This is a genomic window from Gemmatimonadota bacterium (assembly GCA_039715185.1).
Taxonomy (GTDB): Bacteria; Gemmatimonadota; Gemmatimonadetes; order Longimicrobiales; family RSA9; genus DATHRK01.
This window is the reverse complement of sequence record JBDLIA010000017.1, coordinates 17,163-39,841: the sequence shown is the minus strand read 5'-3', so window position 1 is coordinate 39,841 and position 22,679 is coordinate 17,163. Positions and strand designations below refer to the sequence as shown.

The following is a 22,679-nucleotide window of genomic DNA, read 5'->3' as shown; positions in this document are numbered from 1 at the left end:
CCAATGCAACCGATCAGAAGTCAGCGGCATCTATACTGAACGAAAAATTTCATCAAGAAGAACGGAGTTCCTGATGCGAGCGACGAATCTCTCCGCGGCTCGGACGACCCGGCGGATCTCCGGCCTCACGGCCGTGGCCGCGCTGGCTGTGATGCTCGTCTCCTGCGACACGGCCTTCGGGTCCGACGGCCCGGGCGAGGCGCCGAGCTTCGCGATGGCGTATCCGGACGCCAAGACCGTCGACCGGATCGACGACATGCACGGTACCGATGTCGCCGACCCCTACCGCTGGCTCGAGGAGTTCGACTCGGACGACGCACAGGCCTGGCTCCGCGAGCAGGATGGCCTACTGAAGGAGTTCGTCGCCGACGTGGAAGGCCACGCGGAGACCGAGCGGCGCATCCTCGACTACCAGACCTACGACCGCATCTCCGCGCCCATCCATCGCGGCGAACGCTCCTTCGTGACGATTCGGCCGGCGGGCAAGATCCTGCAGCAGATCTGGGTGGAGCGCGGCGGCGAGCGTGAGCTGCTGATCGACTTCCACGAAGCGCTTGTCGAAACACAGCGTATCAGGGGCACGACCCTGAGCCTGGACGGATCGAAGATGGTCGTTCAGGTGGCCGAGGCGCAGTCTCGCTGGCCCGAGCTTCGGGTGCTCGACACCACGACGGGCGAGTGGGGACCAGAAGCCCTGAACGGCTACCTGACCGGTAGGGGCGGTATTGCCTGGGACGCGACCGCGGACGGGTTCTTCTATACGCGCTTCGAGGTCCCCGAGGCCGCCGGCGGCCTGCGCACCGCAGTGTCCGACGTGAAGCTGTTCTACCATCGCCTGGGCACGGACCAGTCGAGCGATGTCCTCGTTTACGAGCGGCCCGATCAGCCGAGCTGGTTCTTCTTCCCTGCGATATCGCTGGATGGGCGCTACCTGACCCTTTCGCTCACCGATCCGGCTATGCCGGGCAACCGTCTCTACTACTTCCCGATGACGAAGGGAACGCGCCCGTGGGGCGACGTGGTCGAGCTGATCGACACCGACGACGCCATGTACACCTTCGAAGGAACCGCCGGCGACGAGCTGATCGTGCGCACCACGTTGGACGCGCCCAACCAACGCCTGGTCAAGATCGACCCGGCTAGACCGGATCCCTCGCAGTGGGTCGAGATCATCCCCGAGCGCGACTTCCCGATCGGCTGGGTGAGCCTGGCCAAGAACGCCTACCTCGTCCCCTACAGGGTGGACTCGCGCTCGACCCTGCGTATCCACGAGCTGGACGGCTCGCTGCGCCACGAGATCGACTTCACCGGCCAGGGCTTCCTGTTCGGCCTGCCGGACAGCCCCGACCGGACCACCGTCCACTTCGGGCTGAACATCCTGTACGATCCCGGCTCCGTCTACCAGCTCGATATCGAGAGCGGCGCCACCGAGCTGTACGAGCGTCCCGAACTGACCTACGATCCGGACCGTTACACGTTCGAGCAGGTGTTCTACGAGAGCTTCGACGGCACCCGGGTGCCGATGTTCCTGGTGCACCGAGCCGACATCGAGCCGGACAGCAACACGCCCGTCCTCATGTACGCCTACGGAGCCTCCGGCTGGTCCGCGTTTCCCTGGTATCAGCCCGAGTTCATCCCCTGGCTGGACCTGGGCGGCGTGTACGCCTTGCCCGGCATCCGCGGAGGCGGCGAGTACGGCAACGACTGGTGGGAGGCGGGCCGGATCCTCAACAAGGAGACGGTGATCGGCGACTACATCGCCGCCGCGGAGTTCCTCGTGGAGAGCGGCCGCACGTCGCCCCGCTACCTGGTGGGCAACGGCGGCAGCGCCAGCGGAGTGCTGCCGGCGATCAGCGCCATGCGCCGCCCCGAGCTGTTCGCCGCCACGCTGATCCAGTACCCGACCCTGGACATGCTGCGCTATCACCTGTTCGGCGGCTGGCCGAGCGAGTTCGGGACCGCCGATGACCCGGAGGAGTTCGAGGTGCTGAGGCGCATCTCTCCCTACCACGGTATCGATCCATCGGTGTGCTACCCGCCCATGATCGTCCAGGCCGGAGCGCTCGACGAAGTCACCTCACCGGTCCACGCCTACAAGTTCGCCGCCGCCATGCAGGGACCCGACGGAGCGGCGACGCGCGAGTGTGGGCACCCGCAGTTGCTCAAGGTGGCGTGGGAAGCGGGTCACTCGCCCGGCGGGACGCCTGAGGAACGGGCAGAGACCGGGGCCGACCAGATCGCCTTTCTGATCAAGGTGTTGGGGCTGGATCCCGAAGGGCCCTGAGCAGGCGCACGATCTCGGCGACACCGTCGGGCGGGGTCCCCACTTTTCCTGACAGAACTCACACGGATTCCCGTCGGGATCCGGACCACGGGAGTCCACCCGAACGACACCTTCGTTCCGATCGACGGGAGCCACGTTTCCGACCGCCGTTTACAAACCCAGGAGAAAGCAAAGATGAGACCGATTCACCGCCTGTCCGCCGCCGTGTTCATCCTCGCGGCCGTGCCCTCCCACGGGTCGGCGCAGGCCGCCTGGAACGCCGACCAGAAAGAGGTCCTGGCGTCCATCGACCGCCTGTCTGAGGCCACCGCGCCCGGCGGCGGCGGCCCGGAGGCATATGACGCCGTACTGGCCGATGACTTCAGTCGCTGGACTCTGGGCGGGGGTGTGCTGAACACCAAGGACACCTGGGTGGAGGGCGTACGCGAGTGGTACGGTGACGGCTGGCGCGTCGCCGACCGATCGGCCGAGATCCTCGAGGTTCGCGTGGTCGGCGATTTCGCCTTCACCCGCCGCATCGTGGAAGAGACCTACGAGGGACCGGACGGCGATCGTTCCACCTCGAAGGCGGCGCTGGCCGAGGTCTGGAGGAAGACCGATCGAGGCTGGCTCCTGCTCCGCGTCGACATCATCACGCTGGATAGCTAGGAATCCTACACGAAGGGGGCGGTCGCGACTGGTGGCCGCCCCCTTCCTTGTGGCACGTCCAATCAACTCGAGGCTTGCATAGTACGATTCGTACTAGTACGTTTCGTATCACATGAACAAGCCACCCACCACCACGCTGGGCTACGCGCTGCTCGGTCTCCTGCACCAGAGGGAGCAGACCGGCTACGCGCTGCGGAAGTTCTTCGCCGACTCACCGATGGGGAACTACAGCAGCAGCCCGGGTGCCATCTACCCGGCGCTTCGGAGGCTCGAAGAGCAGGGGCTCATCATCGGGTCCGTCCGCTCGGACGGGCCGCTCAAGCGATCGCGCACCTATCGACCCACGAAAGCGGGGCTCGAGGCCCTGAGGACCTGGCTGGGACAGGACATGACGAGGCGCGACATCGAAGTCCGCATGGACGAGTTGATGCTGCGCTTCGCCTTCCTCGGAGACTTCGGCGACGTCCCCGCCACGCGGGTCTTCCTGGCCAGCCTGCTGGATCAGATCGAGACCTACCTCGTCGAGCTGAAGCAGATCCTGGTGGAGGTGACCCAGAAAGCAGGCCGGCACGGCCGCCTGGCGTTGGAGGGTGGCATCGAGTCGTACGAGGCGCACGCGCGGTGGGCCAGGCGGGCGCTCAGTGAGTTCGAGGAGGAATGATGTCGGCAACAGAGACTGAAACGGGATTGGCGCGAGCCGATCGGAACATTGCGCGCGGGGCGACGTCGCCCGGCGGGCGCCTGCGCGTAGAGATGGTAGCTTTGAGGATAGGCGTCTCCGCCCTCGTCTATCTGGTCCTGACCGGCGTTATCGGCGCGCTGCTGGGGTTGTTCGTTCCATCGCTCGGCGACTGGCTACCCAGCGAGCTGGGCGATCCACGCGTGCTCGGGGCCAACGTGGCCGTCGCGCTGCTCTACTCGGCGGCGCTGGCTCACCCGGTGATGCGCTCACGCTGGCTAGGCAGGTCGCTGGCCGCCGCGACCTTCGTGGCGCTGGCCGGTATCATCGTCGTCTTGCCCTGGATCGAGCTCGTCATCTTCAACCTGCGCGAAGTGCCGGCGGACAGCATCGGACCGGTGTTCATCCTGCACCTGATCACTTTCGCGGCGTTCGCCCCCATAGTCGTGCGGATCTTCGGCAGGCACGACTCCAGCGGCGGTGCGCCCGCGGAGGAAGAGAACAGGCGTCTGCGGCTGACCCCGTGGTCGTGGACCTGGAGGTTGCCCGCGATCTCTTTCAGCTACGTCCTCCTCTACGTCCTGTTCGGTGTCTTCGTCGCGTGGCGCGCCCCCGCGATTCGGGAGTTCTACGAGAACGTCCAGATGCCGTCCATCGGCACCATCCTGCTGACCCAGGTTGGCCGGGGGCTGATCTGGGCGGCGATCGCCATGCCCATCGTTCGCATGATGAGGGGGCCCCGCTGGGAGACCGCGCTGACCCTCGGCGTGCTCTTCTCGGTGCTGATGAGCGCGGGCCTGCTGATGCCCAACCCCATACTTCCGGTAGACGTGAGGATGGTGCACCTGGTGGAGGTAAGCGCGTCGAATTTCCTCTTCGGGCTCGTCGTGGGGTGGCTGTTGACGCCCGGGTACACTATCGGCAGATCGAATCCGATCTCTCGGCCTGGAATGGACCAGCCACTCTCACGTACTGTCCGCTGACCGCGCCGGAAAGTGAGTCGTCAGCGCCCAAGACGACGTCGATGGCAAAGGCTCCAGCCGGGGTGATCACGGGGATGAACGCGGTGTTTCCAGCTTGGAGCATGGGGAGGACGGGAGCGCCTCCCTCGGGCAGCGGAGATCCCAGTCTCGCGGCCCACTGGCCGAGCTCGGGGTGTAGATCGATCCGGTCGTCGGCCTGGTCGGTACAGTAGCGCAGACTGCCAGCGTGCTCCGTGCCGCGGGCCATCCACGTGTACTCGAAACTCGCCACTGGGCGCATGCGGGTGAACCGCCGTCCCTCACGCCCCAGCAAGAAGGCTTCGGCGAGGACTTGGGCGGTGGACTCGATCATCAGCGGCGCGAGGGCCTGGTTGGACGTAATAGCTACGGACACGCCCTGCGCGGGATAGAGCAACACGACCGCACGGCCTCCGGAGATGTTCCCCGCATGGTGTATGAAAAGCCGGTCGCGAGAGTCCGTGCCCAGGCGCCAGCCGAGGCCTACCTCCGTGGACTCGCCGCTGCTGGTCGTCTGGGTCGTGGTAAGCAGCGCCAGGGCCGCGGGGGACAGGAAATCGGGTTCGAGCAGCGCCGACCCCAGTCGCGCCAGGTCGCGGACGCTCGAGTGTAGCCCGCCACCGGCCCACTTGTAGCTGAAATCCAGCGGCTCGGCGACCGATAAGCCGTCCTCCGAGCTGCGCTCGTAGGCCACGGCCCGGCCCGGGATGCCGGCGGAGTCGGCGCCGGTGTGTCCGAGGTCGAGCGGCTCGATAACGAGGTCATCGAGAAGCGACAGGAAGCGCTTCCGAGCTGCGCCCTCCATCGCCGCCGAGAGAAGCGTGTAGCCGAAGACGGAATAGTGGTAGCCGTGGCCTGGCGTGGCGACGAGCGGATCATCGGCAAAGATCGCCAGTGCATCGGCGGTCTCGGCGAAGTGGCGGCGGTCGATATGGCTCGAGTCGGCGAAGTCCTTCTGCTCGTAGTTGCGGATTCCGCCCAGATGACCCGCCAGAAGACGCGGCGTGATGACCGCGTCCTTGCCAGGGAACTCGGGCACGTACCTGCGCACGTCCGCATCGAGGTCGATCCGACCCTCCTGCCAGAGCCTGGACAAGGCGACGGTGGTGACCGCCTTCGATACGCTACCAATCCGGAATCTGGTCTCGGGGGTGACCGGGATCGCGGCCTCCACGTCGCTCAGGCCGAGGTACTCCTCCCAGACCACCTCACCATCCACCGACACCGCTGCCGCGATGCCCGGTACACCGCTGGACGCATACACCGCCGCCAGAGTGGCGGAAGCGTGCGCCGCCGAAGTAGCGTCGGCGGCCATCCCGTCAATCGCGACGGGCGGGCTGGTACTCCCGTATACCGCCGTGGTCGCCTGGCTGCCGGCGCGAAAACCCCAGAGAACCGTAAGCAAGGCGGCAGAGGCCACTACATATGTGCGACTTTGCCGCAAGAGTCCTAGATGCATATCGGTCGCCTCATGAGTCGTCCAAGGGGTTGACACCTACGACGCCGGCAACACCAGTCGCCGCACGATCACCCTGCCGGGCGCCTCGAACATCTTGCCGCGGTGGGTATTGAAGTAGACCACGTCCTTGGCGGCGTTCGTCGCGATACCGTTGGGCTCCTCGATCGTGGCCGTGCCGGTCGGGCCGTCCTCGTAGCCGGGGTGGCCGGTGCCCGTGACGATGCCGTAGGCGCCGGTCTCCAGGTCCACTCGGTAGATCACGTGGTCCCAGATCTTGTTCACGTACAGCGCGCCGCCCGCGTACACGTTGTGCGCGTTGCCCCCGCCCGGCAGCTCGGCGAGTTCGATGACATCGCCGTCCGGAGTCCACTTGAACACGATGCCACCGTCCAGATCGGCGACGTAGATGTTGCCGTCCGGGTCGATGGTGACGCCGTTGGGCTGGGTCATCTTTCCGTGTCGCAGCGCCACCTCTGCTTCGCCGCCCTCCGCGGGCACGCGGGCCAGGAAGGCGCCCCGCGAGTTGGCGACGATGAAGTCGCCCTGCGGCCGCTGCACGATTCCCACCGGGCCGTCCAGGCCGCCCTCGGCGAAGACCGAGCGGGTACCGTCGGGGTCGATCCGGTAGATCCGGTTCTCCCTCCATTCGCCCTGCATCAGGTCACCGTTGGCCAGCGCGAAGTTCCCCGAAGCGGCGGTGAACTCATCGTTCAGGACCGTCGTGGTGCCATCGGGAGCCGTGCGCCAGATGGTGTTGCGAAAGTTGGTGTTGTAGACGTTGCCGTCGGCGTCGATTGACATCCCCCCGATCAGCCCGTCTGACACCAGCTCGATGCCGGTGGCCACCGTCTCCGTGGTGTGGGGCGCAACGGGCGATCCGTCCGACATGGTGCCGGGCGCGGCCAGGATGCGCTCGTCCTGGCTGGACGCGGTGGCCTCCACGGGCGGCATTTCGGCCGCCTGCTGATCGGCCTCGGCGCAGGCCGTCCCCGCGCCGGCCACCAGCGCCACGAGCAACGCGGGGGTGCGTCGCCACGCGAACGGCCCGAGCGGGCCGGCGGTCATGAAATCTTCCGTCATGTTTGTCCCTGGTTGAGTGTCGCCCGCCTGGCCATGGCCGGGCCCACGGGTCCATCGATCTGACTGCTTCCCTGAGCTGCTCGTCCGCCGAGCACGATGGGGCGACGCGCCTCGGGGCTCGGAGAGTCGGCCAACGCCCAGTCCAACTCGTCCGCCAGCCGCCCCAGATCTCTGGATTCCCACCGGTAGCGGACTTCGAACGCGCGCGCGTCGGACCGCATAGCGTCATCGAGGGATCCCCAGATCCGGGGAGCAAATAGCAGGAAGTCGTACTCGGAGTCGAACGCCTCCGCAGGGCCCTCGACCACGTGCGTCTCGATCAGGAACCGCTTCGACGGCAGGATCGCGCCGAGGTCGGCGGCGATGTTGGTCGCCATCTGCGCGTCGCGCTCCACCACCGCCACGCGAAACGCCGCCTTGAGCGCCGCGGGCAGTTGATCGGCCAGATCCGGGTCGGGGTGGATGGCGACGAAGCGAGCCTCGGAGAAGCGGGATGGCCACCTGGAGCGGACGTCGTTGGTGTGGAACAGCGACACCAGGAGGAGCCCCTCGGGAGGCTCCCCGGGCTGGTCCAGGCTCCAGGGTCTGGCGTCGACCGCCCACCGCTCGACGAGCTGATCGGCGAGGTCGGCCGCCTGGGATGCGCTGCACTCCACCACCCAGACCGGCTCGCCGGGACTCGCCCGCCTGGTTTGACGCAGCAGGTTGATCAACTCCTGCGAGGTGAGCCCCCACTCCTCGCGCGCTTCGGCCAGGGTGCGGTTGAGAAACCCCTGGAGGGAAGTGGCCCGATCGGCCTCCGTCTCCGATTGCGGCCGCACGACGGTGCCTCGTCGCGTGTGCGTCGCGACCAACCGGAGCCGCTCCAGCTCCGCGTACGCCTTGCGTACGGTGTGCAGGTTCAACCCCCAAAGGGCCGACGCGCGTCGAAGAGAGGGCAGGGTCGCGCGCGGCTGGATGACGCCGGTCGCGATCCGGTAGCGGAGAGCCTCCGCGAGTTGGTGATAGAGGGGCACCGGCGAGTGCCGATCGAGCGCGGTCATCCGTGTTATATAGTTGCATAACAGAGGCTCGAACAGTCGAACAGGAGAGGTTCTGTTAGGCGAGCAGCCAGACTCCACCCGAGGGGCACCACGTACTGCGGCGGATAAAGTTTCAGTGCTGCCGGAGCACGTTCTCGCTAGCCCAGCGCGGGATTGTGCGGCGAGTACTCGAGCAGCTCGAAGGCCAGCGGCAGCTCTCCGGCCGTCTCGATAACCCTCTCCACGGATAGCGTCACGCGGCGGCCGATCCGACCGGCGTCGGCGTCACCCGGCGCGTTCCAGGCGATTCGCGTGGTGCCCGTAACGCGCAGCGTGTCGCCCGTCTCGAAATCCAGGAAGAGGAGTCCGGCCCGCGGATGGGCCGCGAGGTTGCCCAGGGTGTTGAACATCCGGTTGCCGGGGTAGTCGGGCCAGGAGATCTCGGCCTCAGTGGCGCTGACGAAGCCCGGTAGCCCTCCCCTGTGCGAAGCGTCCGCGCCCAGGTCGGGGTGGGCCGAGGCGATGAAGAACGTGTCGGCCGCCTCGATGCGCCTCCGCTGGTCGGCGAATAGCGTTGCGCCTCCAGCCGGTCGGGCACCTCCGGCACTTCCCCGGGTGATGGAATGGCCGCCATCGGTCGATGGTCGCACGGCGACTACCCGCTTCTGGATGTACTTCGGGCAGTTGGCGTAAGCCTGCTCCACCGCGACGACGACCTCTCCGGCCACAGCCGACGCGACCCTCCCGTTGATCCGAACACGCCTGCGCGTGGCCGGCTCCAACGCGATGACGCCGATCACGTCTCCGGGCGCCGGGGAGCCCTCGGGCAGCAAGGCCGAGACCGCGTCCGGTCGCAGGACCAGCGTGCGCTCGTCCGGCACATCCACGGCGCCGGGGAGGCCGGCGATGGGCGCCGCCCACGGCCGGCCCCGGGGGTCCAGCAGTCCCGTCACGATCAGCGGCGCGGTGCGAAGAAAGTCCGCCGCGACCTCGGGAAGGCCGTCGTGAATGGAGTTGCCGACGCGGTCCGCTTGGTGGCGCACCCCGACGCGCTCCTGGACCTCAAGCTCTCCGTCGTGGAACGGGCCCATCTCAGCCGCGCCTCAGAAGAACCCGCACGTCGGCGCCCCCGGTGTCGGCGCCACGGCCCCGTCCGCCAACTGCCCCGTGAACACCTCGAGGCGCACGCCGTCCGGGTCCTCGAAGAAGAGGCCGCCCGACGCCGCGCCCTCCTGGTGCGCCACGACGCCGCCGTGGTGGATCTTCGAGCCGGCGGCGTCGGCGCGCGCCTGCACGGCCTCGACTTGCTCCACCGAATCGACCTGAAACGACAGGTGATGGAGTCCCGGCCTGTCCTTGGCGAAGCGGCCGTCGCCCTGCTCCCACAACGTCAGCACGAGCTCGCCCTCCTGCGCCAGGAAGGCGTAGCGGCGGCCGGGGTCATCGGAGCGTCCGACGGTCTCGAAGCCGAAGACCGCGCGATAGAAATCCAGCGACCGGTCGAGGTCGGTCACGTTGATGCCGACGTGACCGGTCTGAAAGCGGATCGCGCTCATGCGCTCATCTCGGGATTGAATTGTGTGTCTAACCTACTATCGATATCTTAGACAGTAAGTCATCGTGACAAACCTGTCAACCAATTTATGACCGGTTAGTCTTTCGATTCTCGCGGAAGCGGAAATGGCACCGAGCTTCGTCTTCGACGGCAACCTTCTCTGCCTGGACTTCCTGAACACGCGGCTCATCCGCGAGGGCGTCGAGGCCGACCTGCTGGACGGACCCGCGGCGCTGGTTGCATGGGTCGATGCGGCGCAGTACGCGGGGCTGATGGGAGCGGGGGGCGCCATGGAATCTGGGGCGCGCGCCGGAAACGCCGACTACGAACGCGCGCTACGATTGCGGCGGGCGATTCGCGCGGTTGCGGATGCGGCGCTCGCCGGAGAGGACGCGCCGGAACAGTCCGTAGCGGAGATCAACGCGGCCGCCGCCCGGACCCCGGTCGTGATCCAGGCCGAGCCAATGGCCGGAGGTTGGGCGCAGGTCCGGGTGCCGCTGAAGGGAGGGGCCGATGGCGCGCTGAGCGAGGTCGCGCGCTCGGCGCTGGAGCTGCTCACCGATCTCGACGCTGGCCGGGTAGGCCGCTGCGCCCACACCGACTGCGTGCTCTACTTCTACGACACCACCCGCAACCGCAGCCGGCGCTGGTGCAGCATGGAGCGCTGCGGCAACCGCGCCAAGGTCGCCGCGCACTACCGGCGTCAGCGGGCGGGCACGGCCGACTGAGTCGGCTAGCGGATGGCATCGTCCGCTGCCGCGCTTTGCTCCTGCTGTCCGTCGGAACGGTCCAGGTGGTCGCCGATCACGTCGGCGATTCCAGCGACCTTCGCCCGCATCGCAGCCGAAACCCTCCCCCAATACAAACGCCAGGAGGCGAGTCCGACGCCGACGCCGCCCACCAGGCCCAGTATCACCTGTTCCCCCTCCAAACCCAGCGATCTCAACGCTATGGTGCCCAAGAGCCCCCCGAACACGCCGAACAGCGAGGCGCTCGACTGAGCCAGGGAGGTGCGTGAGGCCGTGACGGTCACGCCGACGCCGACATCGCTCTTGGCGACCGTCGCCTGGATTCCCTCTGCATCTCGCCATTCGAAGAAATCCGGCCTGAGCGAGGCCGTGCCGGCCACGCCTCGAACGGCCCGCAGCCGATCGGCGAGGAGTTCCAGATCCGTCGACGACGGAAGCGTCCGCGAATCCCTGCGTTCGGCCCAGCGAAATCTGAGACCGAAGCTATCGCGCGAGGCTGCCAGGGCCTTGGTATGCCCCTCACGCAAAGCCCTGAGCACGGCCGCGCCATCGATATGTGCCTCCTCGGCGATCGCGAGCACGTCCTCCTCGGACCACAGCCGGGCCTCTTCTTCCAACTGAATGGCTCGTCCGATGACACGCCGCACTTCGTCATCGGTAAACTGCTTCGTCCGATCACCGGCCATGGCGTACGTATCCTCTGATGGTCACCCCTCGTCGGGGTGGTCGCGCTCGAGCTCGAAGAACACGCCCTCCCACACGGTGAACGCGCCTTCGTCTCCCACGCGGGTCAGGGAAGCGCCGGGTGCGTCCCACGCCCTGCCCTCGCACGTCACGTTCATCACCTCCACCCGACCCGCGATCACGGGCAAGCTGAAGTCCGGCGGCCACCTCCGGAAGCGCGCCGCGTAGGTCGCGGTGGGCACCAGGTGCGTCGAGTACGCCGGCTCGGAGCAGCGGTTTTCGAGAGCGACCGCTTCCCGCTCGGCCAGGCGGATGGTGGAGCCGTGCCAGGAGCGAGCCTGCTCCTCGGGCATCGACGTGGGGCCCGCGAACCGGTGCGCGACGATCGTCCAGTCGCCCATGAGGTCGACATGTGCGTGCCCGGCGGGCCGATCGAAGTCCCCGGGAGACACCGCACCAGCCAGCGAGCTTTCGCCCCGTACTTCGGGCCGCCGCGCATCGCCCCCGCATGCGCTGAACGCGCACGGCGCGAGCGCGGAGGCCAGCACGGCGAGGTGGCGTGCGGATCGTCGCATGGACCCAAGATACCATCGGCGGAAGGTTGGAACCGAAACGGCGCGCGCGGCTCTCGCGTAGACAGACTTGCGCCGCGCCGCCACGCCCGGACGGGATTCGCACCATGGACCAAAGCGAGCTGTCCACCAGTTCGATTTCCACGACGGCACCCTCGCGCACACCGACACGTTCAGTTGGGAGGAGAACGGACAGACTCGGGAACTCACCAAGTCGCACCGGATGGCGCTCGTGGCGTACCCGGAGATGGCGGGGCTGCTGGAACTCACCGGCTTCACAGACGTGCGCACCTTCGGCGCATACGACGCCCGAAGCCCCGGGCGCCTGGACGGCAAGCGCATGATCGTGACCGCGCGTGCGGGACCGGCCGCCTGAATCCGAGCTAGCCTCCGTCGAACTCCAGCGTTGCCAGTACGTTGCCTATTGCCGCGTCGACGATGTCCGAGAAGCCCACGGCGTTCTCGGTGTGAAAGATCCGGTAGTAGAGGATGGAGCCGAATTCCGGGTCGGAGAGCATGGCCCTGAAGCGATCCAGCTCGCCGGCCACGCGAGGCGCGTCGGCGCCGTCCGCGAACAGCACGCCCAGGTCGACGCGGCCCGCCAGGTAGTCGGTCAGCGAGCCCTGGGCGTAGTCGCGCTCCTGTTCGTCGATCACCGCGATGCGGTCGCGCTCCTGGATGTAAGTCATGAGCGCGCGGCGCACGTCATCGGACCTGATGCGGTCCATCCTGCCGGAGGACACGATCTCGTCGAGGACGGGATGGGTCGGGGTGTAGAAGCGCCAGTCGAGGAGGTTCTCGATCATCGTGCGAAGCGAGTCTCCGGCCGGGAGCGGGTTGCCGTCCAGCCGGGCCTCGGCGAATCGGCGCGAGTCCCTCAGGATCTCCTCGCGCACCTCGATGTCCCTTCGGATCTCGTCCCGCGCCTCGAGGAACTCGACGCGCAGGCCCGCGAGGATCTCCCGTTCGTCCACGCGCTCGCCCCGGTACTCCCACGCAGCTTCGGCCGCGAGCGCCAGGAGGATGGCGACGATGATCGCCACGACCTCCGAGCCGCGGGACTTCATCAGCTCACCAACTGCCCTCGAGTCAGCCACGTCCCCAGGCTCCATCCCGGGAAGCATCCAGTCGACCGGGTCGCTCCGCCGCCGCCTCCCCGGGGACGAGGTCGGCGTACACGAAGCCCTCTCGCTCCACGACCTCCCCCGAAACGGCGGGAATCGCCTGCTTCAGCATCGGGCCCTCCAGCACGCAGGTGTGGAACTCACCGCCCTCTCCGCACGGATCGACGTCGGCCGGCAGCCGATCGAGAAGATCGTGGTCGAGGCGGCGGCCCGCGAGGTCGCGCGGGACGCGCTGCGGATCGAGGCACGTGATGCGGGCGTCCACGCCCCCGTCTATCATCTCCCGCGCCAGCTCGGCGGTGTCCCGGGCCCAGATCGGGAACGTCGGCCGGACGCCTGACCCCTCGAGCAGCCGCTCGCGATACTCGCGCACGTCCTCGAGGAAGAGGTCGCCGAAGGCCATCGCCTCGACCCCAGCGCGGCGGGCAGCAGCCAGCGTCGGCACGACCGCGGCCTCGTACTGCTGGTTGGTGCAGGGATAGGGAAGCTCGATCGTGCGCAGGGGGAGCCCCGCCGCGGCCGCCTGAGCCTCCAGGATCGCCATGCGGGTGCCGTGGATTGCCACCCGCCCGAACCTGGGGGTCACCGTGGTGACGAGCGCGGTGATCTCGAACTCCGTCGACGACTCGAGGACGTGCAGCGCCCAGGCGCTGTCCTTGCCGGTGCTCCACCAGAGCCAGGTGCGTCGCAATCGGCTAGCCGTCCGGGGCTATCGAGCAGCAGTGCTCCAGTGCCACCCGCCACCCCGAGTCCAGCCGCACGAAGATCGTTGTGACGCGGTGGTCGTCCCGGAAGGAGGTTCCCTCGTAGGCGCCCTCGCCGCGCCAGCGGCTGATCACGGCGGCGGCCCGGGCCCCGATCGCCAGGATCGACACCTCCGTTCTCGAGCCGGAGTCCAGTCGGTACCCGGGCGATCGGATGATCCGCATCATCATCCCCCGATCCAGCACCTGGCCGTTGGGCGCGACGTAAGTGAAGTCGTGCGTCATCGCCCCATCGACGTACTCCGCATCGCGATCGATCCACGCCTGCGACCAAGCCTGGTTGAGCGCCGCGAGCTGGTCGAAGCCGTCAACCGCCGGCGTGGTCTCGTCGGTCGTCACTGGGCCGCCGGGGAGTCGCCCAGCTTCCGGCGCAGATAGTCGACCGTGGGCTGGAGCTCGTCGGCGCGTAGGGGCTCACTGAAAATCCACAGCGGGGTCGCGAATGCCTCGTCCAGCACCGCGAACCCCGTGCCGTAGGGCCAGTCGTGATCGGACGCCTGGCAGCCGAAGTCGGTGACCGACAGCCCGTCGGTCGATTCGGAGTCTCGGTCGGTGAGTGTCACCTCCAGCCCCGGAAGCAGCTCCGCGATCCTGTCGATGGGCGCGTCGGCTGTCTGCGCCGAGCCGGAGCACGCGAGGGCCGCCATGGGCAGCGTCGCCCCGAGAGCGCGTCGTAGCCCCGCCGCGCGCACCGCTAGTGACCCTTCGGAGGCGGCTGGTACAACTCCAGCCGGACCTGCATCCACTCGATCAGGCCGGCCTCGCCATCGGCCGCCTCCCTCACCGATCCCTCCTCGATCCACAGGAGCGCGCGCCTGGTGTAGATCGAGGCGTGCGTGGCGCGGGCGCGCTGAACCTCCTCCTCGGTGTGCTCGCCCTGCCAGAGCAGCACGCCCAGGGCTCCCTGGGCGCGCTCGTAGTCGGCCCGATTGGTGACGAACCGGAATTCACGCGGCGACCACGCCAGCGCCGCCTCGGGCGTGAGGCCGTAGCCGGTGTCGACGTAGCGCGGATTGGAAAAGCGGTACGGGGGCGTCGCGACCAGTGAGTAGTCATCGTCCGGCGCGTCCGGGTCGACGACCTCGATCCTCCATCCCTGCGGATTCTGCGGGTGGCTCGCGGGCCTCAAGCGGAAGACCAGCCCATCGGGCAGCGGCGCCTCGAATGTCTCTCCGTGCCGGACCCGCGCTGCGCCCACGGTCTCCGCCCCGTTGCACTCCTCATCCCAGCCGAATTGCAGGTCGAAGCGGATGCCGCGGTTGCTGATGTTGCGAAGCGCGATCCAGCGCAGGTCATCGGGCTCCCCGAAACGGACCCAGTAGCTGAACCGCGGGATGGACATCGTCTGCGCGGCGACGCTGGTCCCCGGCTCCCGAGGCCAGGCGCGGTCGATGTTGCGCACCTCGCCGTCGTGCCACACCGCGTAGTAGCCTTCGCCGGCGTAGCTGAGGACGTGCAGCGTGTCGCCCGGCTCGAAGCCGTCGAACGCGCGTCGCACCACGACCAGGCCGGGCTCGTCCACGACCATGTCGGCCCCAAGGGTCTGGATGCACGCGCCGGGCGGGAGGACGTCGATCCGGCTGTCGCGATCGCCGCGCTCGGCGTACACGGGCATGGAATCGCCCGCCACCCAGCCGCCGAAATCGCAGCCGTACTCGAACGGGCAGAAGTCTTCCAGCACGGAGGGCGGCGCGGCGGGATCCTGAGCCACGCCCGGGCTCTGTGCGCACGACAGCAGGGCGAACATCACCGGAACCTGTCGAAGTCGCCGGGCCATCCTACCTGAACCCGTGCCCGCGCCGGACGCCACCACCGCTCCGTTCGGGCGCCTCGTATCGGCCCGATTCCTGGTCGTACCAGCGCTGATTCAGGGCGTCGTCGTAGGCGTCGAAGATTGCCTCTCCATCCCCATGCTCGCCGATCACGCCGCCGAGCAGGTCTACGTGGCCGACGGTGGCCAGCCCTTCCAACTCCGTCATCCCCTCATACGCCTCACGCAGGTCGTCCGTGACGAAGGTCACGGTATCATCCTACGGGCGTCGATTGGACACGTTGCCGACGATCTTCCACTCGCCGGCCCGCTTTTCGTACAGCTCTATCCATGCCGCGATCATTTCGATCGGTGTCTCCGCGCCGTCCGTCGCGGTCGAGACTCCCCGCACCTGAACTTCGGCTATCAGCCAGCCAAGTGATCCGTCGTCGGAAATCCGCACGACGGGTGGGCGCAGGTCTTCATACTGCGTGAAAGACGCGGACATCAGGTACGGTTCACGCCTTGCCCGCCGCTCGGCGGCATCCGCAAAGCTCACCTCGCCAGCGTTCGCCGACACGTACGGGTCCTCCTCCAGGGCCATCCAGTCGTCTACGCTCCCGTCCAGGTGAGCCTGGATGACTGCCTGGTGCATTTGCAACAACGTCGCTTCGTCTGCGGCGCGGTCGACGGCTGGCGGTGCGTCGACAGACGGGGCACAGCCCGAGCCCAGGAAGACCCAGGCTGCGAGGATGCCAGCTGCCTGCTGCGTCTCATTCATCGTTCGCTTCCAAGTCCTCACTGACGCTGTTAGCTCGTACTTCCTCGACCCACGCCACGAAGTCCGCGTCGTAGTCCTCCGTGTTCTCCCTCCACCACGCATATACGCCCGGGACGGCGAGGCGGCGCGCAAGGATCGACTCCAGCACGGCCAGATCCCTGGACACCCGGAACTTCACGACCAGGTCCCGGAACGCCTCGACGCTGTCGAAAAACGACTGCACGAACGCGCCGTAGCGCAGCTTCTCGGCCTCGGTGAGGGCCTCGTACGAGTCGCTCCCTTTTGCTACCACCTCGGCCAGACCAGGCGAGGTGGCGAGCATCTCGCTCCAGCGGTGCCAGAACGATGTGGTGTCCCGCAGCGCCCCGATCTCCACCGAGCGCGAGCTCTGCCGGATTTGCTTTGCGAGGTAGAGGAGGGTGAGGACGACGGCGACGGCTCCTACTATTTCCCCGACAGCCCCGATCGCTTCCCAGTTCTGCACGTTCATTTCAGGCGGTTCAGGTGCCTTCCCGGCGCCACACGCGCATGACGTGATAGTCGCCCGGCTCGACCCGGCTCTCCTCGGCGACCGACGCCAGCCGCAGCGCTTCGTCCAGGTCGTCGATGAGACAGTACGCGTTCGCGCCGACTTCCGCCGCCCAGTTGTTGCAGGAGAGAGGGGAGCACTCGAAGAAATCGCTGGTTCCGCGGCTCACCACGTCGTAGCCGAGCGGATGGCAGGAGGGGTCGAGCGGCGCCGTCGCACCTGCTCGCACATCGAGCGGTTCGGCCTTTCCGCCCACGAACCGAACCGGAAGCAACTCGTAGGCGAAGAGGTCGAAGTCGGGCCGCTGGGTCTCCGGGACCGCGTTCCAAGCCCCTTCGGGCGAGTCGAAGAAGCCCCACACGTTGTGCGCCCACGTCTGGATCCAGTCCTCCGCCCCGGGGGCCATGCACTCGGAGACGCTGCAGATCTCCTCCACGAAGGGACACTCGAGCCAGTCGGGGCGTGGCGTGCGCTTCTTGGCGAAGTAGCCGACCAGGACCGCGTCGCCCGAGCCCGCCACCGGTGTGGCCTTACCTGCGTCACTCAAGGGTAACGCTCCCGATACAGGTCCAGCGCCCGTTCGTGCACCCGTCGATTCGCCGCCCGCACTTCCTCACGGTGCTCCGGCATGCGATCCGCTTCGACCCAGTCCGCCAGCGGGTCCAGCAGCCAATCGAACAGGGACGCGCGCGCGTAGAGTGCCAGGCGCTCGCGTTCCGCTGCGGCAAGACCGAGCCGATCAGCTGCGTCTTCCGCCCGGGGCAGGAGATCGGTGCGCGACGGCCCGAACAGCATCGCCCAGTCCATGACCGGATCGCCGAGCGACACATCATCCCAGTCGCAAACGCACACCTCACCGTCGGGCTGCACGATCAGATTGTTGAGCCAGAGATCACCGTGGCTTGGCGATACGGCTTGCTCCTGGAAGGCCGCACTGTTGGAAGCCATGACCGCAAGCGCCTTGGTCTCCTCCTCCATCCAGGCGATTGTCTCCCGGCTCAAGAAGGGCGGCGGTGACTCGCCTACGCCTTCCAGATCCCCAACAAAGCGTTCGTCGTAGGTGGCGCTGTACGCATCGAAGCAGGTCCGCGGAGCGTCGCCCAGGCCGCGCAATGCATCCGCCAGTTCCTCATCGCGGTGAAGAGCATCGATCGAAGCGGCGGTTTGCTTCCGCACGCTCGGGGAGAGCGCAGCCGGCGTTTCGCCCTCGATCCACTCGCTGACCAAGCCGGCGTAGGGCGTCCCCTCGATGTCGACCCAAGCCAGCACGAGCGGCGCACGGTACCGCTCGTTCAGGAGCGCCGACACGGCGTGCCAGCGACGCAGCTCACGCCGGTTTTCGCTGTACTCGGCGAGCTTCACGTGCAGCCGGGCGCGTCCGTCCGTGGCGGCGAACGATCGATTGACGAAGCCGCCCCAGTTCAGGATGGGCGTGACCGCCGGAAGCGCCGCCGCCTTTCCGCTCAGATGCCCGGCTCGGACGAGAGCGGCGCCAACCCTTTCGGCCAGATCGTCCGTGCTCACGATTCGGGAGGCGGACCCGAGCCGGGGGCGCCCGCGGGGATGAACCGGTAGCACCACGCCTCTCCCTCCAGCGCGACCTCTCCATCCTGCCGCAGCACTTTCACCGCGAGGCGGCACACCGGCTTGCTCTCGTGCACGCTCAGCACCTCGGCGTGCGCCGTGATGGTGTCTCCCACTAAAACCGGCGCCGTGAACTTCCAGTTCTGGCTCAGGAACACCGTGCCGGGGCCCGGCATGTCCATCGCCACCAGTGCGTGCAGCAGGCCAGTGGTCAGGCCACCCTGTACGACCAGTCGGCCGAACTTCGTGCGGGACGCGAAGTCCTCGTCGAAGTGTAGCGGGTTGTAGTCCCCCGATAGCTCGGCGAACGCCGCCACGTGGCCCGCCGTGAGTGTCAGGCTGCGGCTGGCGCTCTCGCCGACGCGCGGCATCGCTTCCGCTGCGTTCACGATTCCATCCGTTCGCCGATTTCCAGGTAGCGCCGAGTCGCGACCGCCGACGGCGCACCCTTTTCGCAGAAGGCCAGCCCCTTCAGCCCCCGGTGGGGGCGCTCCACGACGATTCGGCCCTCGGCGTCCAGCCTGGACGACAACTCCGCGAGCGCCGACCGGAAGCGGGCGTCGGCGCGCGCGCGCTCGAAGTGCGAGAGCACGTACACGTAATAGAAGAGGTTGTAGCGCAGGAACGGGAACTCGACCTGCATGAAGAGGCTCCCGATGCCCCAGTGGCAGGGCCCCAGCGGGCTGCGCACGTCCCAGTGATCGAGCAGCGACTCGATCGCGCGATCGACCACGTCGGCTTCGTCAACGCGCTCGGGATAGAAGCGGAGGACGTCGAGGACGTACAGGGTGGCGCCCGGATTGGCGCACTCCGTCTCCGGCCCCCGTCCGAACCTGCTGAAATCGCAGCGCCAGCCGCCCGTTTCATGCGCGCTCTCGAGCAGGTGGGACACGGTGCGCCGCACGCGCTCGTCTCCGGCCAGGCCGAATCGGCACAACACCCGCGCGGCTTCCGCCGTGTAGCAGGGGTAGAGGGGGGCCTTGGGAGCCAGACGAATGCGGCCGTCTTCGCGCCAACGGGCCAGGACCGCGTCGAGAGCCCCGCGCACCGCTTCGTGGTCGACCGACACGTCCAACTCGTGCAGCATGAGCAGACTGGAGATCGTGCTGTACGGATTCCCCACGTACACGCGGCCGTCGGGCGTGGCCCAGAAGTCGCCCCCATTGTCGTGGCGGCGCGCTAGGATGGCCTCGACATCGGCGGCGTGCGCTACCACTGCCCTCAGACCTTGCGCCCTACGAATACGTCGGCCGGCGCGTCCATGCCGGTGTGCTGAAACGCCACCCGCTCGGCCTCGAAGCCGATGTCGTGAAGGAGGCTCAGCCACTCGGCGCGAGAGAATAGGCCCTCCACGTGCCGGTCCCGCACCACGCGCGGCTCGCCATCGCCCTCCCGCAACAGGTAGGCGTAGTCGACCAGATAGGTCGTGTCGGAGGGGTCCGGATCCCACGTCCACTCCAGGTAGCGCAGGCTCCGCGACTCCTCGTCGTGGCCGCCGTGGCTGGTAGACGGGGCGAAGGACTCGCGCACGTGATCGGGCGCGAAGAGCGCCGCGCCGCCCGGCTGGCAGTGCACGTAGGCGGTCGCCATCGCCTGGCGCAACTCATCCTCAGTGGTCATGTAGCACACGGCGTCGTGCACGAAGACGCAGTCGAACAACCTGCCCAGTCTGGCCGTACGCATGTCCCCTTCCAGGTGCTCGCACTCCGGGTTCAGGCGCCGGCTCACGTCAAGCATTGCCGGAGACAAATCGACCAGGGTGACCTCGGCGAACGCCGTCTTCATGTGGGAAGCGTTGTTGCCGCCCCCGCTCCCCAGCTCGAGCAGCAACCTGGGAGGACGGGTGCAGGCCTCCCGCAGCGTGCGCGCGTAGAAGGCGGCCTCCTCGGCGTAGTCCGCCGGCGCGGACAGTACGGGCCACCACTCGGCCAGCTCCGAGTACAGCAGCTCAGACACCGCACTCCCGGTCGCGCCGGGCCGCACGCTCGAGCGGCCTCCCTTCTGGATCGAACGCCTTGGCCAGCGTAAAGGCCTCGGGCGCGGGACCGTTCTTTTCGAGGAGGTCGAGCCGGCGCTTCAGGTCGGCGACGTCCGGGGTGGTGCCGGCCCGAATCCACCACATGACCGCATGCGGCCCATCGAGTTTGCTGAACCAACGACGCCGGTCCTTCAGTGGCCCCGCGTGGTCAGAACGGAACACGTAGTCGTAGAACGCGTCGATCGACTCCCACACCGACATGTTGACCAATATGAGCGGGTCATCGAACGGCTGGAGAGACGTGGCGTCTCCCTCCTCCGTCTGTAGCCGCCACACGAAGCCCGGGGACCGATCCGCGACCGAGTTGATGTAATCGAGCTGATCGACGAACCCCTTCATGAGAGGGTCCGTCACAGAGGCGATGCCCTGCGCGATATTCGCCTGGGCGAGGTGAAACTCCACCGTCTATGCGCCTTTCGGATTGGGGCCGAAGCGATTGTCACCGGGCTGGCCGTCCAGCAGCGCCAAGACGAGGATCGCCAGGGCCCCCAGGATCGGCACGAACAGGATGAGCAGCCACAGGCCGGACCGGCCGGTGTCGTGCAGGCGCCTGACACTGACGGACAGCAAGGGGACGAACATGGCTAGCGAAAACAGTCCGCTGAATAGCCCATACCCTGTTTCCGAACCGGTCCCCAGCGTCAGGTCAACGAAGAACAGCACGATCGCGAGGACCCAAACCATCAGGATGAACCACCAGTACTCCCTGCGGCGCGACCTGCCGCTGAAGTCTCCGAAGCGCTTGAGGGCCGTGAGGTACCAGTTCATGCCGCCTCCTTGGCGAAGATTGGGTGGTAGGAGCCGGGCGACTCCATGACCCGGCCGGTCCCAGTCTGCGACTCGCCCGGGCGCAGCGGCAAGGGCCGCGCTCACCTCGCTTTGCCAGGATCGTCGGTTCGTGGCAGCTTCGGCGCCCGAACTCTTTCGCCGAGGGACCCATGGACTCGAACGCAGACGCCCGTCTGGACCGCCAGCTTTCCTTCATCGGCCAGTTGGACAGGCTCAAGGGCGTGGTGCGGATGACGAGCCTCATGGATGGGTCTCGGCGAGAGAACAGCGCCGAGCATTCCTGGCACCTCGCCGTGATGGCGCCGCTGTTGGCCGAGCACGCGCCGGACGCGGTAGACGTGAGCCGCGTCGTGATGATGCTCGCGATCCACGACGTCGTCGAGATCGACGCCGGCGACACGTTCGCCTTCGACAAGACGGCCAACCTGGACAAGGAAGAGCGCGAGCGGGCGGCCGCCGACCACCTGTACGGGCTCCTGCCCGAGGATCAGGGATCCGCGCTTCGGCGCCTCTGGGACGAGTTCGAAGAGGGCCAGACGCCGGACGCCCGCTTCGCGGTGGCGCTGGACCGCTTCCAGGGACTCCTGCAGAACTACGCCAACGGCGGTGGCACCTGGTTCGAGCATGGCGTGACGCGAGAGCGCGTGCTGGAGCGGATGGCGCCCATCGAGAAGGGGGCACCGGGACTGTGGGCGATCGTGCTGCGGGTGCTGGACGAGGTCATGGCATCCGACTAGCCACGATGCGCCGGCCTATCAGAGTCAGGTCACCCTCCTCCCCAAGGCTCACCTCCTCCGCCAGAACATCGCGCACGAGGGCGGTCGCCGCCTCGGTGTTCGGCAGCACCGGCACGAGGTACCGGTACAAGTAAGGGGCCGGCCGTACATGACCTACCTCGAACTCTCGGCCGATGGCCGCGATCATCGCGTCTGCCGAATGCAGGTCGTGGTCGTGCCCCGCGCTCCAAGCCGCAACGGGGTCGCTCGACCGAAGCAAAGTCGTGGCGAACTCGTCGGGCACTACGCGCAGCAGTTCTGCTGCCGGTGGCGAACGAAGGACCGCGACGAGCCAACGGATCGTTCGCTCGTTCGCGCCGCCAAAGTCGAAGTCCTCTACGAGAATGAGGCCATCGGGGCCGAGGACCTCACGCGCACGTTGGACCGCCCCGTCGAGGTCGTGCAAGTGGTGCAGCGATCGCGTGAATGCGATGGCATCGACGTCCGGTGTATCGACGCCCGGCCAGGAACCGTGACGAACGGGGGCGCCCCCGTCCTGCGCCTGCTTGACGGCGTCGGCATCCGGCTCGATCCCTGTTACCCGAAAGCCGCGTCGGGCCAGCTCCAACGCCACGTGTCCTGCCCCACTGCCGACTTCCAGGATCGAACCACCCGCCGGCACATGCGCGGCCAGAAAGTCTGCCGTGGCTTGGGTGGGCACATCGATCGGCGAGCTCGGACCACTCCCCGGGCTTCGCGAAGCGCCTTCAGTTTTTCCGGCAATCAAGCGCACCGACGCCACTCCGCCGCAGGTCCTCGCGTGACGGAAGCTTCAGCAAGAGTTCATCGCCCCCCCTGCGGAATACAAACT

At 67.5% G+C, this 22,679-nt stretch carries 30 protein-coding genes; 7 read left to right on the top strand and 23 right to left on the bottom strand.

All coding sequences use genetic code 11. From position 1 onward, the window contains the following. Positions 1–73: 73 nt before the first annotated feature. The 4 genes from ABFS34_05180 (at position 74) to ABFS34_05165 (ending at position 4,594) form a co-directional block, all read left to right on the top strand. A complete protein-coding gene (locus ABFS34_05180; protein ID MEN8374822.1) occupies positions 74–2,284 on the top strand; it encodes a prolyl oligopeptidase family serine peptidase in 2,211 nt (736 codons plus the stop codon). Between the two features lie 174 nt (positions 2,285–2,458). Beyond that, positions 2,459–2,932, top strand: a complete 474-nt coding sequence (locus ABFS34_05175) for a nuclear transport factor 2 family protein (protein MEN8374821.1) — start codon at positions 2,459–2,461, stop codon at positions 2,930–2,932. Between the two features lie 112 nt (positions 2,933–3,044). After that, positions 3,045–3,593 carry a PadR family transcriptional regulator gene (locus tag ABFS34_05170; protein MEN8374820.1) on the top strand — a complete coding sequence of 183 codons (549 nt, stop codon included), beginning with the start codon at positions 3,045–3,047 and terminating at the stop codon, positions 3,591–3,593. Positions 3,594–3,694: 101 nt separating this feature from the next. Beyond that, the gene (locus ABFS34_05165) at positions 3,695–4,594 is read left to right on the top strand and encodes a hypothetical protein (protein MEN8374819.1); all 900 of its coding nucleotides are present in this window, start codon (positions 3,695–3,697) and stop codon (positions 4,592–4,594) included. Here the strand turns inward: ABFS34_05165 and ABFS34_05160 are convergent. The 5 genes from ABFS34_05160 to ABFS34_05140 all read right to left on the bottom strand — a co-directional run bounded on the left by ABFS34_05160 (position 4,527) and on the right by ABFS34_05140 (position 9,729). After that, complete coding sequence (locus ABFS34_05160; GenBank protein MEN8374818.1) at positions 4,527–5,927, bottom strand: serine hydrolase domain-containing protein; 1,401 nt, start codon at positions 5,925–5,927, stop codon at positions 4,527–4,529. The genes ABFS34_05165 and ABFS34_05160 overlap by 68 nt on opposite strands. 180 nt (positions 5,928–6,107) lie before the next feature. Further along, entirely contained in the window at positions 6,108–7,151 is a 1,044-nt protein-coding gene (locus ABFS34_05155; GenBank protein ID MEN8374817.1) for an SMP-30/gluconolactonase/LRE family protein, read from the bottom strand. Then, on the bottom strand, positions 7,148–8,194 hold the full coding sequence (locus ABFS34_05150; GenBank protein MEN8374816.1) for a GntR family transcriptional regulator: 1,047 nt from the start codon (positions 8,192–8,194) through the stop codon (positions 7,148–7,150). The genes ABFS34_05155 and ABFS34_05150 overlap by 4 nt, the downstream gene beginning before the upstream one ends. A gap of 137 nt (positions 8,195–8,331) precedes the next feature. Beyond that, complete coding sequence (locus tag ABFS34_05145) at positions 8,332–9,264, bottom strand: pyridoxamine 5'-phosphate oxidase family protein (protein MEN8374815.1); 933 nt, start codon at positions 9,262–9,264, stop codon at positions 8,332–8,334. Between the two features lie 12 nt (positions 9,265–9,276). After that, a complete protein-coding gene (locus ABFS34_05140) occupies positions 9,277–9,729 on the bottom strand; it encodes a VOC family protein (protein MEN8374814.1) in 453 nt (150 codons plus the stop codon). Between the two features lie 124 nt (positions 9,730–9,853). Between ABFS34_05140 and ABFS34_05135 the strand changes: the two genes are divergently transcribed. Continuing rightward, entirely contained in the window at positions 9,854–10,456 is a 603-nt protein-coding gene (locus ABFS34_05135; GenBank protein MEN8374813.1) for an ABATE domain-containing protein, read from the top strand. 5 nt (positions 10,457–10,461) lie between these two features. On the opposite strand, the gene ABFS34_05130 is transcribed toward ABFS34_05135, so the two are convergent. Both ABFS34_05130 and ABFS34_05125 read right to left on the bottom strand, forming a co-directional pair. After that, positions 10,462–11,163, bottom strand: a complete 702-nt coding sequence (locus tag ABFS34_05130) for a hypothetical protein (protein ID MEN8374812.1) — start codon at positions 11,161–11,163, stop codon at positions 10,462–10,464. Between the two features lie 21 nt (positions 11,164–11,184). Beyond that, positions 11,185–11,736, bottom strand: coding sequence for a hypothetical protein (locus tag ABFS34_05125; GenBank protein MEN8374811.1), 552 nt, complete (start codon positions 11,734–11,736; stop codon positions 11,185–11,187). A gap of 67 nt (positions 11,737–11,803) precedes the next feature. Between ABFS34_05125 and ABFS34_05120 the strand changes: the two genes are divergently transcribed. Next, positions 11,804–12,109, top strand: a complete 306-nt coding sequence (locus ABFS34_05120) for a hypothetical protein (protein MEN8374810.1) — start codon at positions 11,804–11,806, stop codon at positions 12,107–12,109. 7 nt (positions 12,110–12,116) lie between these two features. Here ABFS34_05120 and ABFS34_05115 read toward each other — a convergent pair whose 3' ends face one another. From ABFS34_05115 to ABFS34_05045, 15 genes are read right to left on the bottom strand one after another with little or no spacing between them, the layout of a single operon-like run. Further along, entirely contained in the window at positions 12,117–12,800 is a 684-nt protein-coding gene (locus ABFS34_05115) for a hypothetical protein (GenBank protein MEN8374809.1), read from the bottom strand. Positions 12,801–12,822: 22 nt separating this feature from the next. Next, positions 12,823–13,548, bottom strand: a complete 726-nt coding sequence (locus ABFS34_05110) for an ATP-binding protein (protein ID MEN8374808.1) — start codon at positions 13,546–13,548, stop codon at positions 12,823–12,825. Positions 13,549–13,552: 4 nt separating this feature from the next. Then, a complete protein-coding gene (locus ABFS34_05105) occupies positions 13,553–13,960 on the bottom strand; it encodes a nuclear transport factor 2 family protein (protein MEN8374807.1) in 408 nt (135 codons plus the stop codon). Further along, positions 13,957–14,268, bottom strand: a complete 312-nt coding sequence (locus ABFS34_05100; GenBank protein MEN8374806.1) for a hypothetical protein — start codon at positions 14,266–14,268, stop codon at positions 13,957–13,959. Before ABFS34_05100 ends, ABFS34_05105 begins: the two co-directional genes overlap by 4 nt. A 47-nt stretch (positions 14,269–14,315) precedes the next feature. Then, a complete protein-coding gene (locus ABFS34_05095; GenBank protein ID MEN8374805.1) occupies positions 14,316–15,368 on the bottom strand; it encodes a hypothetical protein in 1,053 nt (350 codons plus the stop codon). 31 nt (positions 15,369–15,399) lie between these two features. Further along, positions 15,400–15,642: a hypothetical protein gene (locus ABFS34_05090; protein ID MEN8374804.1), complete on the bottom strand. Its 243-nt coding sequence runs from the start codon at positions 15,640–15,642 to the stop codon at positions 15,400–15,402. Positions 15,643–15,651: 9 nt separating this feature from the next. Next, positions 15,652–16,152 carry a hypothetical protein gene (locus ABFS34_05085; protein ID MEN8374803.1) on the bottom strand — a complete coding sequence of 167 codons (501 nt, stop codon included), beginning with the start codon at positions 16,150–16,152 and terminating at the stop codon, positions 15,652–15,654. After that, entirely contained in the window at positions 16,145–16,642 is a 498-nt protein-coding gene (locus tag ABFS34_05080; protein MEN8374802.1) for a hypothetical protein, read from the bottom strand. The genes ABFS34_05085 and ABFS34_05080 overlap by 8 nt, the downstream gene beginning before the upstream one ends. Positions 16,643–16,652: 10 nt before the next feature. Continuing rightward, positions 16,653–17,228 carry a hypothetical protein gene (locus ABFS34_05075; protein ID MEN8374801.1) on the bottom strand — a complete coding sequence of 192 codons (576 nt, stop codon included), beginning with the start codon at positions 17,226–17,228 and terminating at the stop codon, positions 16,653–16,655. Then, positions 17,225–18,205 carry an aminoglycoside phosphotransferase family protein gene (locus tag ABFS34_05070; protein MEN8374800.1) on the bottom strand — a complete coding sequence of 327 codons (981 nt, stop codon included), beginning with the start codon at positions 18,203–18,205 and terminating at the stop codon, positions 17,225–17,227. Before ABFS34_05070 ends, ABFS34_05075 begins: the two co-directional genes overlap by 4 nt. Next, complete coding sequence (locus ABFS34_05065) at positions 18,202–18,654, bottom strand: MaoC family dehydratase (GenBank protein MEN8374799.1); 453 nt, start codon at positions 18,652–18,654, stop codon at positions 18,202–18,204. Before ABFS34_05065 ends, ABFS34_05070 begins: the two co-directional genes overlap by 4 nt. Beyond that, complete coding sequence (locus ABFS34_05060; protein MEN8374798.1) at positions 18,651–19,481, bottom strand: prenyltransferase; 831 nt, start codon at positions 19,479–19,481, stop codon at positions 18,651–18,653. Before ABFS34_05060 ends, ABFS34_05065 begins: the two co-directional genes overlap by 4 nt. A gap of 5 nt (positions 19,482–19,486) precedes the next feature. Further along, complete coding sequence (locus tag ABFS34_05055) at positions 19,487–20,221, bottom strand: class I SAM-dependent methyltransferase (GenBank protein MEN8374797.1); 735 nt, start codon at positions 20,219–20,221, stop codon at positions 19,487–19,489. Then, positions 20,214–20,705: a DUF3291 domain-containing protein gene (locus ABFS34_05050; protein ID MEN8374796.1), complete on the bottom strand. Its 492-nt coding sequence runs from the start codon at positions 20,703–20,705 to the stop codon at positions 20,214–20,216. The genes ABFS34_05055 and ABFS34_05050 overlap by 8 nt, the downstream gene beginning before the upstream one ends. A 3-nt stretch (positions 20,706–20,708) precedes the next feature. Then, positions 20,709–21,071, bottom strand: coding sequence for a DUF805 domain-containing protein (locus ABFS34_05045; GenBank protein MEN8374795.1), 363 nt, complete (start codon positions 21,069–21,071; stop codon positions 20,709–20,711). 170 nt (positions 21,072–21,241) lie between these two features. Here ABFS34_05045 and ABFS34_05040 point away from each other — a divergent pair, with 170 nt between their 5' ends. Next, positions 21,242–21,829, top strand: coding sequence for an HD domain-containing protein (locus ABFS34_05040; protein MEN8374794.1), 588 nt, complete (start codon positions 21,242–21,244; stop codon positions 21,827–21,829). On the opposite strand, the gene ABFS34_05035 is transcribed toward ABFS34_05040, so the two are convergent. Next, a complete protein-coding gene (locus ABFS34_05035) occupies positions 21,813–22,529 on the bottom strand; it encodes a class I SAM-dependent methyltransferase (protein ID MEN8374793.1) in 717 nt (238 codons plus the stop codon). The two genes, ABFS34_05040 and ABFS34_05035, sit on opposite strands and share 17 nt — an antisense overlap. Between the last annotated feature and the right edge of the window lie 150 nt (positions 22,530–22,679).